The organism is Glaciibacter kafniensis (genome assembly GCF_039538945.1).
Classification (GTDB): domain Bacteria; phylum Actinomycetota; class Actinomycetes; order Actinomycetales; family Microbacteriaceae; genus Cryobacterium; species Cryobacterium kafniensis.
The window spans coordinates 52727-69174 of record NZ_BAABCN010000004.1; the positions used below are offsets into that span (position 1 = coordinate 52727).

Below are 16448 nucleotides of genomic sequence, written 5' to 3' on the forward strand. Positions count from 1 at the left end.
GAGAGTCGCCGTTCTAGCGGCGATTCTCGGCAGCACGGGCGATTCTCGGCGTTTTCACTTCCGCACCACGCACCGCCCCCGACTCACAAGGATCACCGTTATGCCGACCACCTCCGTTCCCGAGTCCGCGACCATCGAAAACCTGCTCACCGAGAATCGCCGCTACCCCGCCGACGCCGCGTTCGCCGCGCAGGCCAACGTGGACGAGAGCTGGTGGGCGAAGGCGGATGCCGACCCCGTCGCGTTCTGGGCCGAACAGGCCAAACGCCTCGACTGGGCGACGCCGTGGCACACCGACCACAGCTGGCAGCCGGCGCTGCGAACGGATGCCGACGCATCCGTCGACCCGTCGGCCACGGTCGGCGACTCGACTGGTGTCAGCGTCTCGGCCGCGACCGGCGACGAGAGTGATGCCGGCAACGACCCCGCAGCGCTCGCGATCCCGCGCGCCGAGTGGTTCGCTGGCGGCACCCTCAACGTGGCCGTGAACTGTGTCGACCGGCACGTTGCCGCTGGCAAGGGTGAGAAGGTCGCTTTTCACTTCGAGGGCGAACCGGGCGACCGGCGCACGCTGACCTACCGGGACCTGCAAAACGAGGTGAACAGGGCGGCCAACGCACTGACCGCACTCGGCATCGTGCAGGGCGACCGGGTGGTGCTCTATCTGCCGGTGATTCCGGAGACGATCATCATCACGTTGGCGATCGCGCGGCTGGGTGCCGTGCACTCGCTCGTCTTCGGCGGGTTCTCGGCCGAAGCGCTGCGGTTTCGGATCGAGGACACCGGCGCGAAACTGCTCGTCACCACCGACGGCCAGTACCGGCGCGGAGTCGCGGTTGCGGTCAAGGCCGCGGCCGACGAGGCAGTGGCGGGAGTGGACTCGATCGAGCACGTGCTCGTGGTGCGGCGCACCGGCGCGGTGGACAGCAGCGCAGACAGCAACAGCGACGCGAGCAGCGACGCAACGCCCGCCGGCGCATCCGCCGACCCCAGCGCATCCGCAGCCGCATCCGCCGACATCCCCTGGACCCCGGGCCGCGACGTCTGGTGGCACGACGTCGTCGACTCCGCCTCCGAGACGCATGAGCCCGAGTTCTTCGATGCCGAGACGCCGCTGTTCATCATTTACACCTCGGGAACCACCGGCAAGCCGAAGGGCCTCGTGCACACGAGCGGCGGCTACCTGACCCACGCCTCCTGGAGCCACTGGGCCATCTTCGACGCCAAAGACGACGACGTGCATTGGTGCACGGCCGACCTTGCTTGGGTAACCGCGCACAGCTATGTGCACTACGGACCGCTGTCGAACGGCACCACCTCGGTGATCTACGAGGGCACCCCGAACACCCCGCATCCGGCCCGGCACTTTGAGATCATCGAGCGCTACCAGGTGACCACCTATTACACGGCGCCGACACTGATCCGCACGTTCATGACCTGGTTTCCCGACGGGCTGCCGGCCGAACACGACCTGTCCAGCATTCGGCTGCTCGGCTCGGTCGGCGAGGCGATCAACCCGGAGGCATGGGTCTGGTTCCGCGAGAACATCGGTGCCGGTACCGCTCCGATCGTCGACACCTGGTGGCAGTCTGAAACCGGCGCGGCAGTGATGGCGCCGTTGCCCGGTGTGAGCACGTTGAAGCCCGGTTCGGCCCTGCGCGCGATCCCCGGGCTGACCACGCGGGTCGTGAACGACGCCGGCGAGCAGGTTCCGAACGGTTCGGGCGGCTATCTCGTGATCGACGGCACCTGGCCGGGAATGGCCCGCACCGTCTGGGGTAACCCCGAGCGCTACCGCGACTCCTACTGGGCGCGGTTCGCGAAGCAGGGCTACTTCTTCTCCGGCGACGGCGCGAAATATGACGATGACGGCGACATTTGGCTGCTCGGACGCGTCGACGACGTCATCAATGTGTCGGGGCACCGCCTCTCGACCATCGAGATCGAATCAGCGCTGGTCGCCCACCCCATGGTCGGCGAAGCGGCAGCCGTCGGAGTCAACGACCCGACGACGGGGCAGGCGATCGCGGTGTTTGTGATCCCGACGGATGCGGCGGCATCCGTTCTGGTGGACGGATCGGCGGGCGGATCATTCGCCGGCTCGGTTGGATCGCTGGCTGGCTCGCTGGCTGGCTCGGCCGCTGGCTCGGCCTCCGCCGCCGACACCGGCGCACTGTCTGTTGCGCAGAACGACGCCCTCGCGACCCTGTTGCGGGCGCACGTGACGCGGGAGATCGGCGCGATCGCCCGCCCCCGACTGGTGTTCACCGTGCCTGACCTGCCGAAAACCCGCTCGGGCAAAATCCTGCGGCGGCTGCTGGCCGATCTCGTCGACGGACGCCCGCTCGGCGACGTGACCTCCTTGCAAGACGACACCGTGCCGGCTCGCATCGCCGAGATCGTGGAGGCCTCCCGCTAGACCCGTCCTTTCTACGTGAGGTGCCAACTTTTGCTAGTGCGGCAGCCGAATCACTAGCAAAAGTTGGCACCTCACGAATGCTGCTGCGAACGAAGTGTTACGCCGGGTTTCAGCGCGCGTGCGTGCAAGACCGGCCAATCGATAACGTCAGTGCAACCCCACACGAGACGATTGCCGGAAACCAGCCATGTCGAGCGACACCGCCACCCTCCTCCGAGCCTCGCGTCGCCCTGAGCCCGGCAGCGAGCGCAGCACCGAACGTGCCAGCGAACGCAGCGACGAGCAGAGCGTTGCGGCCGACAACTCGTCATTCTCCGTGACCTTCGACCGCGTCGGCCGGGTGTTTGCCGCCGAACGCAAGCGCGGCGCATCCGTCGGCTCGCTCGCGGTGCTCGACGATATTTCGTTGACGGTCGCGGCCGGTGAAATTCTCGCGATTCTCGGCACGAGCGGATGCGGCAAGTCGACTCTGCTGCGCATCGCGGGCGGTCTCGACCAACCTTCCGCGGGTAGCGTGACCATCGATGGCACGCCGGTGCGCGGCATCGATCCGCGCTGCGCCGTCGGTTTTCAGGAACCGCGACTGCTGCCGTGGCGCACCGTCGCCGGCAACGTGGCCCTCGGACTCCCACGCGGAACGGCGCGTGCTGCCGGTGAGGCCCGCGTCGCCGAATTGCTTGCGCTCGTCGGCCTCGCCGACTTCGCCGACCACCGGCCGCGTGAAATCTCCGGCGGCATGGCCCAGCGCGCTTCGCTGGCCCGCGCCCTCGCTCGCAACCCCGGCGTGCTGCTGCTCGACGAGCCGTTCGGCGCCCTCGACGCACTCACCCGCCTGAAGATGCAAGACCTCCTGCTCGACGTGCACCGTGCCGCGCCGACCACCGTGCTGCTCGTCACCCACGACGTCGACGAGGCGCTGCAGTTGGCCGACCGCATCATTCTGCTCGGGCGAGGCGATGGCGATTCGGCCGCCGGCATCCGTCAGTCGCTTGTCGTTCCGGGCGTGCGTCCGCGTGACCGCGGATCAGCCGAGCTCGCCCAGCTGCGTGCCGAGCTGCTCGCCGGTCTCGGCATCGACCGGCATGACGGCGGGGCGCACGACGGGCAGAACAACCCGCACGACGTGCGGCACGACGATCGGCACGACGTGGCAGCCGAAGCCCAGGAGGCAGAACGGGCCAACGCCCAGTCCGCTGCCGCCGCAGCCGAATCCGACCGGTTGACCGGCCTTCCGGCCAGCCACTCCGCCGGTCAGACCGCCAGTTTTCCGTTCTGACTCTCCGTCACCCTTTCTTCCCTGCCTGACCCACAGCATCCACCGCACCACAGCATCCCCGCACCACTGCACCCACTGCACCCACGCCCCTCCAATCGAGAGACCATCATGACTAAACGCAGCGTCACCGCCACCGCCCTCATCGCCGCCGCCGCGGCCGCCAGTCTGCTGCTCACCGGCTGCGTCGCCGGCGAAAACCAGCCGGCCAAGGCCGACACCAAAGCGACCTCGTCGGCCGGTGCCGATTCCGGCATCGTGACTGAGGGCGGAACCCTCAACATCGACTTCGCCACCTACAACCCGCTCAGCCTCGTGATCAAGGACCAGGGCTGGCTCGAGGATGCCCTCGCGGACCAGGACATCACGGTCAACTGGGTGCAGTCGGCCGGCTCGAACAAGGCGAACGAGGCCCTGCGCGCCGGGGCCATCGATGTCGGATCAACGGCCGGCTCGGCCGCACTGCTCGCCCGCTCCAACGGTTCGCCGATTCAGGCGATCAACATCTTCTCCCAGCCCGAGTGGGCAGCCATCGTCGTGGCCGACGGTTCGCCGATCACCTCGGTCGCCGACCTCAAGGGCAAGCACGTTGCCGCCACCAAGGGCACAGACCCCTACTTCTTTCTGTTGCAGTCGCTTGAAGCCGAAGGCCTCACCCCCGACGACGTGATCGTCGAAAACCTGCAGCACGCCGACGGCTGGTCGGCGCTGCAGAGCGGCTCTGTCGATGCCTGGAGCGGCCTCGACCCGATCATGGCCGGTGCTGAGCAGGCCGGCGCCAAGCTCATCTACCGCAACGTCGACTTCAACAGCTACGGCTTCTTGAACGCGACCGAGGCATTCATCGCCGAGAAGCCCGACGTCGCCCAGACCGTCGTGAACGCCTACGAGCACGCTCGCGAGTGGGCTCAGGCCAACCCGGAGAAGACCGCACAGATTCTTTCCGACGTTGCCGGACTCGACCTCGCCGTCGCCACCAAGGTCATCACTGAGCGCACCAACCTCGGCGTCGACAACGTTCCCGGTGACGCTCAGCTGAAGGTGCTCACGAAGATCGGCCCGACCTTCGTCGCCACCGGCGACGTCGCCGCGCAGTCGCAGATCGACGACGCGCTGGCCACGCTGCTGAACCCGACCTTCGCCGAGAAGGCCGACGCCTCGGCGATCAAGTAGCCCCGCACTCCCGCTTCACCGTTTTCGAGGGGCGGCCTCAGGGTCGCCCCCACCTGCCGACAGGATCACGATGACCGACACGCCTACCCGCCCCGCCGCATCCGTGGCGCAAGCGAGTGCGACGCGTACAGCGCGTTCAACGCCGACGGATGCTGCCCGACCGCCGCGTCGGCCGCTCACTTCGCGTAGCTGGTTCATCATTGTCGGCGGACTCGTGGTGCCCGTGCTGATTCTGGCGGTCTGGCAGTTCGGCGCCTCAACCGGGCTGGTGAGCACGACGCAGCTCCCCTCGCCCGCGATGGTCTGGCAGGCGGCCGTCGAGCTGGCCGACCGGGGAAAGCTGGGTCTCTACGTCGCGATCTCCACGCAGCGGGTGCTGATCGGCTTCGCCCTCGGCGCCGCGCTCGGACTCGCGATCGGCGCCGTCGTCGGGCTCTCGCGCATCGCCGATATTCTCGTCGCCCCCACGCTCGGCGCCATCCGTGCGGTGCCGTCGCTGGCCTGGGTGCCGTTGCTGTTGCTCTGGCTCAAGTTCGGTGAGGATTCCAAGATCGCGCTGATCATGATCGGCGCCTTCTTCCCGGTCTACACGACGGTGACGCAGGCTCTGCGGCACGTCGACAAGCAGCTCGTTGAGGCGGGTCGCGCGTTCGGTTTGCGCGGGGTGGCCCTGTTTCGCACCGTGCAGTTGCCGGCCGTGATCCCGTCGGTGATCTCCGGTCTGCGACTGGCTCTCGCGCAGGCCTGGCTGTTCTTGGTCGCCGCGGAGATGCTCGGCGCGTCAATGGGACTCGGCTTTCTGCTCACCGAGTCCGGCGGCAACGGCCGCGTCGATCGCATCCTGCTCGCCATCGTTCTGCTCGCCGTGCTCGGCAAGCTGACGGATGCCCTGGTCGGCTTGTTCGAGCGATGGGCGAAGCGGCGCTGGGCCTAGCCCTCTCTCTCTCGTGAGGTGCCAACTTTTGCTAGTTGTTTCGCCTCGGCACTAGCAAGAGTTGGCACCTCACGAGTGAAAGCGAGCCTAGGCTGGGCGCATGCGATTCGGACTTTTTGTACCCCAGGGCTGGCGACACGACCTCGTAGGCATCGATCCCGCCGAGCAGTGGGCGGCGATGAGCAGCCTGGCCGCCCACGCGGATGCCGGCGCCTGGGAGTCGATCTGGGTGTACGACCACTTCCACACCGTTCCGGTGGCGACGGATGAGGCCACTCACGAAGCCTGGACCCTGATGGCCGCCTTCGCCGCGACCACCAGCCGCGTTCGCCTCGGCCAGATGTGCACCTGCATGAGCTACCGCAACCCGGCCTACCTGGCGAAGGTCGCCGCGACGGCCGACCTCATCTCCGGCGGCCGTGTTGAAATGGGCATCGGCGCCGGTTGGTACGAGCAGGAGTGGAAGGCCTACGGCTACGGATTCCCGCGCGCCGGCGAACGTCTGGCCCGCCTCGAGGAAGGCGTGCAGATCATGAAGCAGGCGTGGACAACCGGTCGCGCCACCCTGCAGGGCGAGCACTATCAGGTGGAGGATGCCATCGTGCGCCCGCTTCCGTTGCAGGAGGGCGGCATCCCGCTCTGGATCGCCGGCGGCGGCGAAAAGGTGACGCTGCGCATCGCGGCGCAGTACGCCCAGTACACGAACTTCGACGGCTCGCCGGCCGGTTTCGCGCAGAAGAGCGCCCTGTTGCGCGGGCACTGTGAGGCACTGGGCACCGACTTCGACGCGATCACCCGGTCGTCGAACTACAACACGATCGTCGCCGCGACCGAGGCCGAGGTCGCCTCACGCATCGATGCGATCGAGGCGCGGGTCACGCCCTCCCTCGGCGAGGCGAAGGCGGCCGAGTTCGTGTCGGAGTACCGCAGCGGCGAGGCTCTCGGCGTTGGAACTCCCGAGCAGATCGTCGAACGCCTCACCGGGATGCAGGAGCTCGGGCTCGGCTATTCCATCCACTACTTTCCGGAGGCGGCCTACGACCGTTCGGGCATCGAGCTGTTCGAGCGCGAGGTCATGCCGGCGCTGCTCGGAGCGCGGGAGGCCGTGTCGGCGCTGGCGTAGCGCGGGAGGCCGTGTCGGCGCTGGCGTAGCGCGGGTCGCTCCGGTGTAGCGCGGGTCGCCTCGCGCCACCACCTCGCCGAGCTTGACCGTTGCGGTCGAGTTGCCCTGTTCTGCCGGGCAAAGTCGACCGGAAGTGTCAATCTCGGCGGGTTGGTTGCTGCGGAACGGTGAACGCGGGAACCCCCGCGAGGCGCCCGCCGTCGACCGCGAGCACGGTGCCGGTGACGAACGACGACGCGTCGGAACAGAGCCAGACTGCAGCCGCTGCAACCTCGTCGGCGCGCCCGACTCGACCGAGCGGCACTGCCTTGGCCGCTCCCGCTTGAGCGGCGGGGCCCGCCGCGGCGAGACGGTCGGTCAGAATCGGGCCCGGAGCAATCGCGTTGACCCGAATTCCGAATTCCGCATAGTCGAGGGCGGCCACACGGGTGAGCACGCCGACGCCGAACTTGCTCGCCACATAACCGGTGAGGCCGGCGACGCCCTGCTCCCCTGCTGTCGAGGAGAGGTTCACGATTGCGCCCGCGCCGTTCTCCAGCATGAGCCCGACCTCGTACTTGAGACAGAGGAAGGTGCCGCGTAGGTTTACCGCGATCGCACTGTCGAAGCTCTCGACCGGCCAGCCAGCAAGTGGGGTGGGAGGGAGCCCGCCACCGGCTGCATTGTTGACCGCGGCGTCGAGCCGCCCGAACCGAGACCGGATCGCGTCGAACAGGTCCCGCACCGAATCCTCGCTCGTCACGTCAACGGGGATCGCCACAGCGCTGCCGCCGCCGGCCTCGATCAGTCCGACTTGGCGGGCGAGTGCAGCCTCCCCGCGGGCGGCGAGAACGACGTGTGCACCGGCATCCGCCAGCGCCTGGGCGATTGCGGCGCCGATGCCCTGACTTGCGCCGGTGACGAGCGCAACTTTGCCCGTCAGCGGGCCAGCGATGGTTCCCGCGACAGGAGCAGTGAGCGGTTCCGGGAGCACGCCGGCAACATCCGTCTCAGAGCCATCGATTCTGCTGCCGCCCGGCCAAGCCTCGGCGTTCATCGTGCCACCCTGTTCGCTGCGGCCCGATTGTGGGGCAGGAGAAAACCGACGGCGACAAGCCAGAGCAGTCCGCCGAATCGGCCGATCGGGAGTAGAAACTGCAGCGGCTCGATCGCCATTGAGAGAAAACTGAGCTCGGCGAGCGCCGCGATCACCAGGCCGACCCAGGCGAGCCAGCGGGGCACGAAGCGCAGGATCAGCGCGGGAACGGCGATCCCTGCGACGAGCAGCCCGAGGCCGACGACGAAGCCGACACCGCCCGTGATGAACGCGAAGAACGCGAGCGCGTGGGTGAGCGTGACGTCGGTCGTGATCTCCGGCCGGCTGAGCAGCCAGGTCACGCACCCCGACAGCATCAAGAAGACGGATGCCGCGACCCCGCCGAAGAAGCCGATGCCTGGCCCAGGAACGCGCACGCCCAGACGCAGGAGGCGCGCGTAGATTGTGGCAGCGAAGATGCCGAGCGGCACGGCTGAGCCGAAGATGAACAGGCTCGAGATGCGTGTGGCGTCCGGGTTGGTTTGGAAGTAGTCGGAGACCTGTTTCGCCGGTTCGAATGGCGAGACAAAGAAGTTGCCGCCGGTCATCGCCGCAGCAACGAGCAGGCCGGCGAGTGTGAGAGCCAGGCTGACCACAGCCAAGATTCCCGGATTGGGTCCGCCGGATTGCGCCGGTCGATCGACGCGCTGGAGCGCGGTGTCAGTCATGTCATGCCTCCTCATAATTGAGTCATATCAAGAATGATTCACCTCTTGAATTGTTCTGTCAAGGAGCTAATCTGGAGGCATGGACTCCCCCACGACGCCTCGACCGAAACGCACCGCCTTCCTGCTTTCGCAGCTCGGCGCGCTCGCCTCGGCGCGATTCGCCGAGCGCACGCGGGAGATCGGCCTCACCCCCAGTGACGCCGGCGTGCTCCGCCTGCTGGGTCGCACGCCGGGCCTCAGCCAGCGCGAACTCGCCGATCGCCTCGGGGCGGTCCCGAGCCGCATCGTCCCGCTGATCGACTCACTCGAAAGCCGTGGCCTCGTCGGGCGCGAACGCAGCAGCACCGATCGACGCAACTACGAGCTCACACTGACGGATGCCGGCCGCGCGATCCTGAAACAACTTCGGGTGATCGCGGAGGAGCATGAGGCCGAGCTGCTCGCCCCACTCACCTCCGAGCAGTCGGAGCAACTCGAGTTGCTGCTTGCGCAGCTCGCCGGGGGCGCCGCGCTCGATGCGGATCTGCACCGCAATCTCGGGCGCTAAGCCCGCCTCGCCGAGTTTGACCCTTGCGGCCGAGACACCCCGTCACACCAGGGAATCTCGACCGAAAGTGTCAAAGTCGGCGGGCTTCCCCACGCGAGGAAAGAGGTGGGCGGTGCTCACGGAATCGGCGGACTTCCCCACGCGAGGAAGAAGGTGGGCGGTGCTCACGGAACCTCTGCGGACCGGGGGCCGATCTCTACGGACTGCGACATTCGAACGCCTCCGCGAGGTATCCTTACCTTCACACGCATGTGAAGGTGATTCGAACAAGCACGACCGAGCCAACACGCTCAAGCCAACGGAGGACATCGTGAAGATCGGCGAACTGGCCAAGCGCACCGAGGTGTCGACCCGCCTGCTGCGCTACTACGAGGAGCAGAACCTGCTCACCGCCGACCGGGAGAGCAACGGCTACCGCGACTACCCGGAGTCGGCCGTCGACCGGGTCACCCAGATTCGCGGGCTGATCGACGCCGGCATCCCGACGGCACTGATCAAAGACATCATCCCGTGCCTCAAGGGCCTCCCGTCGGTGCAGGTCGAGAAGATCACGCCTGAGATGATCGAGACTCTCTTTCAGCGCCGCGACCAACTCGCCAAACGCATCGACTGCCTCACCCGCAACCGCGACGCCGTCAGCGCCTATCTGGCCGAGGCAACCCGAACGGATGCCGTCGGCCAGCAGGCCGGCTGACTCACCGCCGAGCGGCACGCGGCATCCGCTCACCCGACCGCCAGCGCACCCCTCAGGCGGGCCCCTCACACACGCCCCGCGGACACTCACCGTCGAAGCGCCGCGAACCCCGTGCGCGCCGCGAAAGCGAGCGCGAGACTGACCAGCGCGATCGCTCCGGCGACGACGGGGAGCCCGCCGACTCCCCCCAGATCGAGCACGACCCCACCCAGGAACGCGCCCCCGGCGATAGCCCCGTTCCAGACTGTGACGACCATCGATTGAGCCACGTCGGCCGCGGCGCCCGTCACTCGTGCCGGGGCGTTTTGTAGCAGCGCCGGCGCCCCTCCGTAGGCCATTCCCCACAGCCCGACGGCCACGATCGTGACGACCGGGTTCGAGCCGGCCACGCCGATCACCAGCGTCGCCACCGCGAGGGCCGCGGTCGCCCACAGCACGAGCGGCCGCAGGTGCCGGTCGATCAGCACGCCGACCAGGCCGAGCCCTGCGATGGCGCTCGCCCCGAAAACAAGGAGCACGACGTCGAGGCGGTCGCTCCAGCCCGATGCCCGCATCAGCGGCGCGATGTAGGTGTAGGTCACGTTGTGAGCGAGTACGAAGGTGAGGGTGACGGCCAGGATGGCGGCCAGCCCCGGCGTGCGGAACACCTGCCAGAGCGTCGCCCGCTCACCCGCGCGCTCGCCCGCAAACCGGGGAACCGCCAGCAACACCCACACCACGAGCAGCGCCGTCGCGACGGCGATGAGGCCAAAGATCATGCGCCAGCCGAGCACCGAGCCGAGGAGGGTGCCGAGCGGCAGGCCGAGTGCAAACGCGAGTGGCGTGCCGGCCATCGCGATTGCGAGCGCCCGTCCGGCCTGCGCGGGCGCAACCATCCGCATGGCGTAGCCGGCCATCATCGCCCAGAGGAGCCCGGCGAGCACCCCGCCGGCCACGCGCGCCACCAGAATCACGGCGTAGCTCGACGACACCGCGGTGACCACGTTCACGAGGGCGAAGCCGACCACCAGCGTCAGGAGCAGCGTTCGACGTGGGATGCCGCGGGTCACGGCGATCAGCGGGATCGCCGTCAGCGCCGTGGCCAAGGCATAGACAGTGACGAGCTGGCCGATCTGCGACTCGGACACGCGCAGAGCCGCACTCATCTGGGGCAGCAGACCAGCCGGCAGGGTCTCGGTCAGCACGGCGAGAAAGACGACGGCGGCGAGCGCGAGGAGTCCGCCGACGGGAAGGCGCGGCGGGGCGACGGATGCGCTCGGCGCGGTTTCGCCGGCACGATCGGGCGCACGATCGGGCGCGATGTCGAGCGCCTGATCAGGCGCAATTTCGGGCGCACGATCGGGCGCGATTCCGGGCGATGCAGATTCGGGAAACAGGGCTGCCGGCACAGGTGCGGTGAGGGGTGACGAGGACATAACGCCAGTGTCCAACCTTGACACTAATGTCAAGGTCAAGTCGGCTCGCCGACCCGCGAAACTGCAGTTGTCGGAGCTTCCCGCGCCGTGAGCCTCCGACAACTGCAGCCTCGCGGGTGAACCAGCGGCGAGCGCCCAGAGCAGCCTGCGATACTCGAACCAGACCGCGGAGCCCGACCTGGCCGCATCCGCCCCCGTGCACGAACGAGAGCGGTGTTGCCTCAGACGTGTCGTGTCACAGGAGTTGACGCATGACCAGCACATCCCCGGTTTCTGTGCCCCCGGCATTCGTCGACCAGGTCAGCTGGCTCGAAGGGGGGCAGCAGCGCACCGCGCTGTGGAGGTCAGACGGCGGCTGGCCCGCACCGACAACGGTCGTGATCGCCGACGACGCGATGACAGCGGATGCCGCCTACCGACTGGTCTCTGCCGGCACCGCCCTGCTCTGGCGCGGCGATTTCAGTAACGCCCGCCAACTGCTCAGCGCCCTGGGCCGCCGGATCGACAAGCGCAACCGCCCGACTCGCACCGATCTCGCGACAGCCTTTCGCACCTACCGGGCGGATGCGGCCACCCGCGCCCGATTGCTCGGCCTGATCCTCGTGCCGCTTGATGCGGACTACACCGTTCCGCTTCGCCGCGCCCCCGCAGTGCGTGAGGCCTGCCTCGAGGTGTTCGGGCCGGCCGACAATTCGGCACGCGGCCCCTCACTCATCGCCCTGCGCGAGCTGCTCGGCGTGATCGGCGCTCACGAATGGCGCCGCGAAGGCGTGCCGGTGGCCGCACTGGGCGCGCGCATCCACCCGCACTACGGCGTCTTCTCACCGGTGCGCGGCGAATACCTGGATCTCGTTGCCCAGGCTCCGCTGCCTGCCGCGGCGACCGCACCCGGCGGCGTCGCCTTCGACATCGGCGCCGGAACCGGCGTGCTGTCGGCCATCCTCGCCCAGCGCGGCGTGACCCGGGTGATCGGCACCGATCTCGACCCACGTGCCCTCGCCTGCGCCACCGAGAACATCACCCGTCTCGGCCTCGCCGAGCAGGTCGAGGTCGTGCGCGCCGACCTCTTTGCGCCCGGCGTCGCCGACCTCATCGTCTGCAACCCGCCGTGGATTCCCGCGCCGGCCACCACCTCCACCGATCACGCCGTCTACGACCCCGACAGCCGCATGCTGCGCGGCTTTCTCGCAGGATTGGCCGAGCACCTCAGCCCCGGCGGCGAAGGCTGGCTGATCATCTCCGACATCGCCGAGCGGCTCGGGCTGCGCTCCCGCGGCGAACTTCTCGACCTGATCGAAGACGCCGGACTCACCGTCGTGGCCCGCCTCGACACGCGCCCGACGCATCCGAAAGCCGTCGACACCACCGACCCGCTTCACGCCGCGCGGGCCGCCGAGGTCACGTCGCTCTGGCGGCTCGCTGCGGCGTAGAGCAATCCCGTCGATCGCGTCTGCCGAGATCGCACGATGCTCGCGCTCGGCGCCCGTTGCGCGGGTCGAATGCCGTCACGCCTATTGGGGCCGACCAGCGTAGCGGCATTCGACCCGCGCAACGTCAATCGGGGCCTGGCGGGCGTTGGCGCCCGACCCGCGTGACGGCAGCCGACCCGCGCTCCGGCAGCCGACCCGCGTGACGACGGATGGCAGCAGCCGACGCGGCACGCCACCCACCTTCACGGAGAGGCTCGTGAGATCTCAAGCTATGGGGCCGCTGCGCGGCATAGTGGTGGACGAATTAGACCATTTCGTTGGTCGAGGAGGGCCGCCCGCGATCGGGTCGAGACCCCGTGAGCCGACGTTTGAACGCAACCCGAGTTCAAGGATTGGCTCGGGAGATCTCGAGACGCGTGCTCGCAAGCTCGCGCGCTCCTCGATCAACGAAAAGGCCATATACCTAATAGATACGCGCTCCTTCGTCGCGTGCTCCTCGACCAACGAAATGGCCCATACATCTCAGAGACACGGCCGACTTCGTCGGGCGATCCTCGATCAACGAAGGTGGTCAGCGCGCCCGATACTCGGACCGCAGCTCCGGCGCGAGATGCTCCGTCGCATAGCTGAGCGCCGTGCGCCCCATCTCGGCCGCATGCGCGTCGAGAAAGCCGAGCAGCAGGGCGCGGTCGACGCGTTTGCCCACCTCGCGCAGCATCCAGCCCACCGCTTTCTGCATGAGATCGGCGCGATCGGGGAGCAGAACGGATGCCAGTTCGAGCGTCGTCGAGGCATCGCCCCGCCCGATCAGCCCCTGCGTCGCGATCATCGCCACGCGTCGTTCCCAGAGGATGCTGCTGGCCGCGAGTTCGAACAGTACGCCGCGCTCTCGGTCGAACAGGTAGTCGCCGAGCAGAGTCGGCGCTGACGAGTCGACGAGATCCCAGTTGTTGACTCGTCCGTGGCGCACTGCGGCGAGGTAGAAGTCCGACAACCGCGTGCGCTCGGAATCGTCGAATGTCTTCGGTTTGCTCGCCCGCTGAAACTGGCCGACGAGGATCAGGCCGGCGGCCAAGCGGTGTTCGTGCACCGGACTGTCGAACAGCAGCTGCACCTCGTCAAGCGGCAGCGCGGCGAACGGCTTGATCGCCTGACGCAGGGCCGGCACGCGCACCCCGATGAAGACATCCCCCTCGCCATACTCCCCGGGACCGGTCTTGAAGAATCGTGCGGCGCCGAGGGCATCCTCGGGGTTCGCCAGCCCGGCCAGAGCCGACTGAAGCTGCTGCGCAGTATTCATTCCGAGAGTCTAGAGCCGGGCGCTGCCCCCAGGACGGAGGGCACCCGCTTTGGGAGGAGAAAAAAGCGCAGGTCATTCGGTACTTTTGCACGGTGATTGCCTTTCGACCTGCCACCCGTTTCACCGCCGTCGCAGCCCTCACGGCTGCCCTCCTCGCATTCGGGCTCGCACCTGCTGCCTCGGCGGCTGGTACCCCTGCACTGCTCGGATGGTCTGCTCCGGTCACCGTGACGACCACCACCAATTGGGATGCCTCCGGTCAGACCGTTGTGAGCATCCCTGGCGGTAACCTCGTCGCCGCGTGGAGCAACTACACCTCGGGTGACATGGTGCTCGAAAGCAGCTATTCCAATGACGACGGGCTGACCTGGAGCGCCCCCACCGCCATCTCCACCGCTGGCAACAACTCGGGGGCCCACCTTGTCGCCGGCGCCGCGGGTGTCGTCACCGCGGTCTGGGACAACGCCGTCTGGAACAACGTCGTGACGCTGTCGACAGTTCTGAGCAGCACCTCCCCTGACGGCGGCGCGACCTGGTCAGCGCCGGTTGCCGTCTCGAATTCAGGCAACAGCGGCAACGTGACCGTCGCCGCCTCAGACGGCCTCCTCGGGGCGGTCTGGGTGAACAGTGCTGCCAGCGGCGGTCAGATCCAGGGCAGCACCTCCGCCGACAGCGGTCTCTCCTGGACCGCGCCGGCAACGATTTCCGCCACCTTCAATACGAGCGCTCCGGCGATCGCAGCGGATGCCGATGGAGCCTTCAGCGCCGTGTGGAACGTGAACGCCGGCGCAGCCAGCGTCGTGGAGAGCGCCCACCTCGCCGCCGGAGACACCGCGTGGTCGGCTTCGATCGTGCTCGGCGAGAGGACGGGCACCGAATCCCCCGATCTGGTCACCGCTGCCGACGGCACCTCGACCGCCCTCTGGCTCGCAGTCGTCACCGGCACCCCGACCATCACGGCGAGCAGTTCGAGCGACGGAGTGCTCTGGAGCGCTCCCGCCGCCGTGACCAGCGGCGATCCGAAGCAGGGTCACACCCTGGCTGTTGCCCCGGACGGTGACCTCACCGCCGCCTGGATCTCGATGTCGGCCACGGCCGAAGTGGTGCAGAGCAGCCACTCCGCCGATGGCGGCGCAACGTGGTCGGCACCGGTCGACGTCACGAGCAGCGATAAAAGCTTTGCTCCGCAGCTCGTGGTCGACTCCGCCGGGACCATCACCGCAGCCTGGGGTCACCGCCCGGGCCCCGACGCCATCCAGAGCAGTAGCTCAACGGATGGCGGCGCCACCTGGAGCACACCGGTCGCCCCGGTCAACCCCGGCTACGCCAACGAGCCTCAGCTTGCCGTCGGCGCCGACGGTCGCGTGACCGCCGTATGGATCTACGACTACCTCGACGACAGCGCCACCGACATCCGTGCCGCCTTTCTCACCGAGACCATCGCATTCACCTCGGCCGCCCCAGGGGCTGCCACGAAGAACGTGCATTACTCGTTCCAGCTCACCGCCAGCGGAAAGCCGTCCCCGACCTTCGCCGTATCGGCCGGAACGCTGCCGAGCGGCCTGACGCTTGACGCCGCAACTGGGTTCATCTCCGGCACTCCGGCCGCCATCGGCGACTCGGCCTTTACCGTGACCGCGAGCAACGATGTCACGGCCGCGGCAACCATCGACCTCTCATTGAGCGTCTCTCGCGGGGCCCCCGTCGGGATGCCGGACACGGCACTGACCCCTGCGCTGGAAGGCGGCATCACGCTCGACCGCAGCACCGCCCAGGTCGGCGACGAGGTTATCGTCACCGTTCCGACTGCCGCAGCGGGCGACCAGGTCTCGGCCTGGCTGCACTCCACGCCGCTGCCCCTCGGCGATTGGTTCACCGTCAGCAGCGATCTCTCCATCACGGTGACGATTCCGGTCGACGCGGAGCTCGGTGCTCACCGAATCGCGGTGCAGAACGACGACAACGAGGTGATCGGCTGGAGCGCCCTCATGATCGTTGAAGACGACAGCACCGACCCTGGAACCGATCCAGGGACGGATCCAGGCACCGATCCAGGCACCGATCCAGGCACCGATCCCGCAACCGATCCTGGCACCGATCCAGGAACCGCCGTCCCCGGCACAACTCCGGGCAGCAGCACCCCCGCCGGCGCACTCGCCTCCACCGGGCCCGACCTGATTCCGGCCGGCGGTCTGGCGGCCGCGTTGCTCGCGGCAGGCCTCCTGCTCTCCTTCCGCACCCGCGCTCGCTCGCGCTGAAGAGAAGACTGAAGAGAAGACTTGCGAGAAGGCCGACGAGAAGACGCGTCCACCCGCGCCTGACGCAGCTTTCCTGCGAAGCCTGCAAGAAAACGCTGGGCATCCCTCGCTAGCCTGAAGAGTGGCGCAGTTTTTGCGC

12 protein-coding genes and 1 pseudogene are annotated in these 16448 nt (G+C 68.1%); 9 read left to right on the plus strand and 4 right to left on the minus strand.

All coding sequences use genetic code 11. From position 1 onward, the window contains the following. Positions 1 to 100 precede the first annotated feature (100 nt). The 5 genes and pseudogenes from ABD791_RS09575 (at position 101) to ABD791_RS09595 (ending at position 6922) form a co-directional block, all read left to right on the plus strand. Positions 101 to 2419, plus strand: a complete 2319-nt coding sequence (locus ABD791_RS09575; protein WP_345065435.1) for an AMP-binding protein — start codon at positions 101 to 103, stop codon at positions 2417 to 2419. A 187-nt stretch (positions 2420 to 2606) separates the two neighbouring features. Continuing rightward, a pseudogene (locus ABD791_RS09580) lies at positions 2607 to 3506 on the plus strand (ABC transporter ATP-binding protein); the annotation flags it as partial. Between the two features lie 297 nt (positions 3507 to 3803). Next, complete coding sequence (locus ABD791_RS09585; protein ID WP_345065438.1) at positions 3804 to 4865, plus strand: aliphatic sulfonate ABC transporter substrate-binding protein; 1062 nt, start codon at positions 3804 to 3806, stop codon at positions 4863 to 4865. Positions 4866 to 4935: 70 nt separating this feature from the next. Next, positions 4936 to 5799 carry an ABC transporter permease gene (locus tag ABD791_RS09590; RefSeq protein ID WP_345065441.1) on the plus strand — a complete coding sequence of 288 codons (864 nt, stop codon included), beginning with the start codon at positions 4936 to 4938 and terminating at the stop codon, positions 5797 to 5799. A gap of 100 nt (positions 5800 to 5899) precedes the next feature. After that, the gene (locus ABD791_RS09595) at positions 5900 to 6922 is read left to right on the plus strand and encodes an LLM class F420-dependent oxidoreductase (protein WP_345065443.1); all 1023 of its coding nucleotides are present in this window, start codon (positions 5900 to 5902) and stop codon (positions 6920 to 6922) included. Positions 6923 to 7058: 136 nt separating this feature from the next. On the opposite strand, the gene ABD791_RS09600 is transcribed toward ABD791_RS09595, so the two are convergent. Next, the gene (locus ABD791_RS09600) at positions 7059 to 7958 is read right to left on the minus strand and encodes an SDR family NAD(P)-dependent oxidoreductase (protein WP_345065446.1); all 900 of its coding nucleotides are present in this window, start codon (positions 7956 to 7958) and stop codon (positions 7059 to 7061) included. Continuing rightward, entirely contained in the window at positions 7955 to 8665 is a 711-nt protein-coding gene (locus tag ABD791_RS09605; protein ID WP_345065449.1) for a hypothetical protein, read from the minus strand. The genes ABD791_RS09600 and ABD791_RS09605 overlap by 4 nt, the downstream gene beginning before the upstream one ends. Before the next feature lie 79 nt (positions 8666 to 8744). On the opposite strand from ABD791_RS09605, the gene ABD791_RS09610 reads away from it, so the two are divergent. Together ABD791_RS09610 and ABD791_RS09615 are read left to right on the plus strand one after the other, a co-directional pair. Beyond that, the gene (locus ABD791_RS09610) at positions 8745 to 9212 is read left to right on the plus strand and encodes a MarR family winged helix-turn-helix transcriptional regulator (protein WP_345065452.1); all 468 of its coding nucleotides are present in this window, start codon (positions 8745 to 8747) and stop codon (positions 9210 to 9212) included. A gap of 310 nt (positions 9213 to 9522) precedes the next feature. Then, positions 9523 to 9906 carry a MerR family transcriptional regulator gene (locus ABD791_RS09615; protein WP_345065455.1) on the plus strand — a complete coding sequence of 128 codons (384 nt, stop codon included), beginning with the start codon at positions 9523 to 9525 and terminating at the stop codon, positions 9904 to 9906. 86 nt (positions 9907 to 9992) lie between these two features. Here the strand turns inward: ABD791_RS09615 and ABD791_RS09620 are convergent, their stop codons facing one another. After that, positions 9993 to 11321 carry an MFS transporter gene (locus tag ABD791_RS09620; RefSeq protein WP_345065458.1) on the minus strand — a complete coding sequence of 443 codons (1329 nt, stop codon included), beginning with the start codon at positions 11319 to 11321 and terminating at the stop codon, positions 9993 to 9995. A 251-nt stretch (positions 11322 to 11572) separates the two neighbouring features. Between ABD791_RS09620 and ABD791_RS09625 the strand changes: the two genes are divergently transcribed. Further along, the gene (locus ABD791_RS09625) at positions 11573 to 12751 is read left to right on the plus strand and encodes a methyltransferase (RefSeq protein WP_345065462.1); all 1179 of its coding nucleotides are present in this window, start codon (positions 11573 to 11575) and stop codon (positions 12749 to 12751) included. Between the two features lie 571 nt (positions 12752 to 13322). Here ABD791_RS09625 and ABD791_RS09630 read toward each other — a convergent pair. Next, entirely contained in the window at positions 13323 to 14051 is a 729-nt protein-coding gene (locus ABD791_RS09630; RefSeq protein ID WP_345065465.1) for a DNA alkylation repair protein, read from the minus strand. 92 nt (positions 14052 to 14143) lie between these two features. Here ABD791_RS09630 and ABD791_RS09635 point away from each other — a divergent pair, with 92 nt between their 5' ends. Beyond that, positions 14144 to 16309: a putative Ig domain-containing protein gene (locus ABD791_RS09635; RefSeq protein WP_345065468.1), complete on the plus strand. Its 2166-nt coding sequence runs from the start codon at positions 14144 to 14146 to the stop codon at positions 16307 to 16309. Positions 16310 to 16448 lie beyond the last annotated feature (139 nt).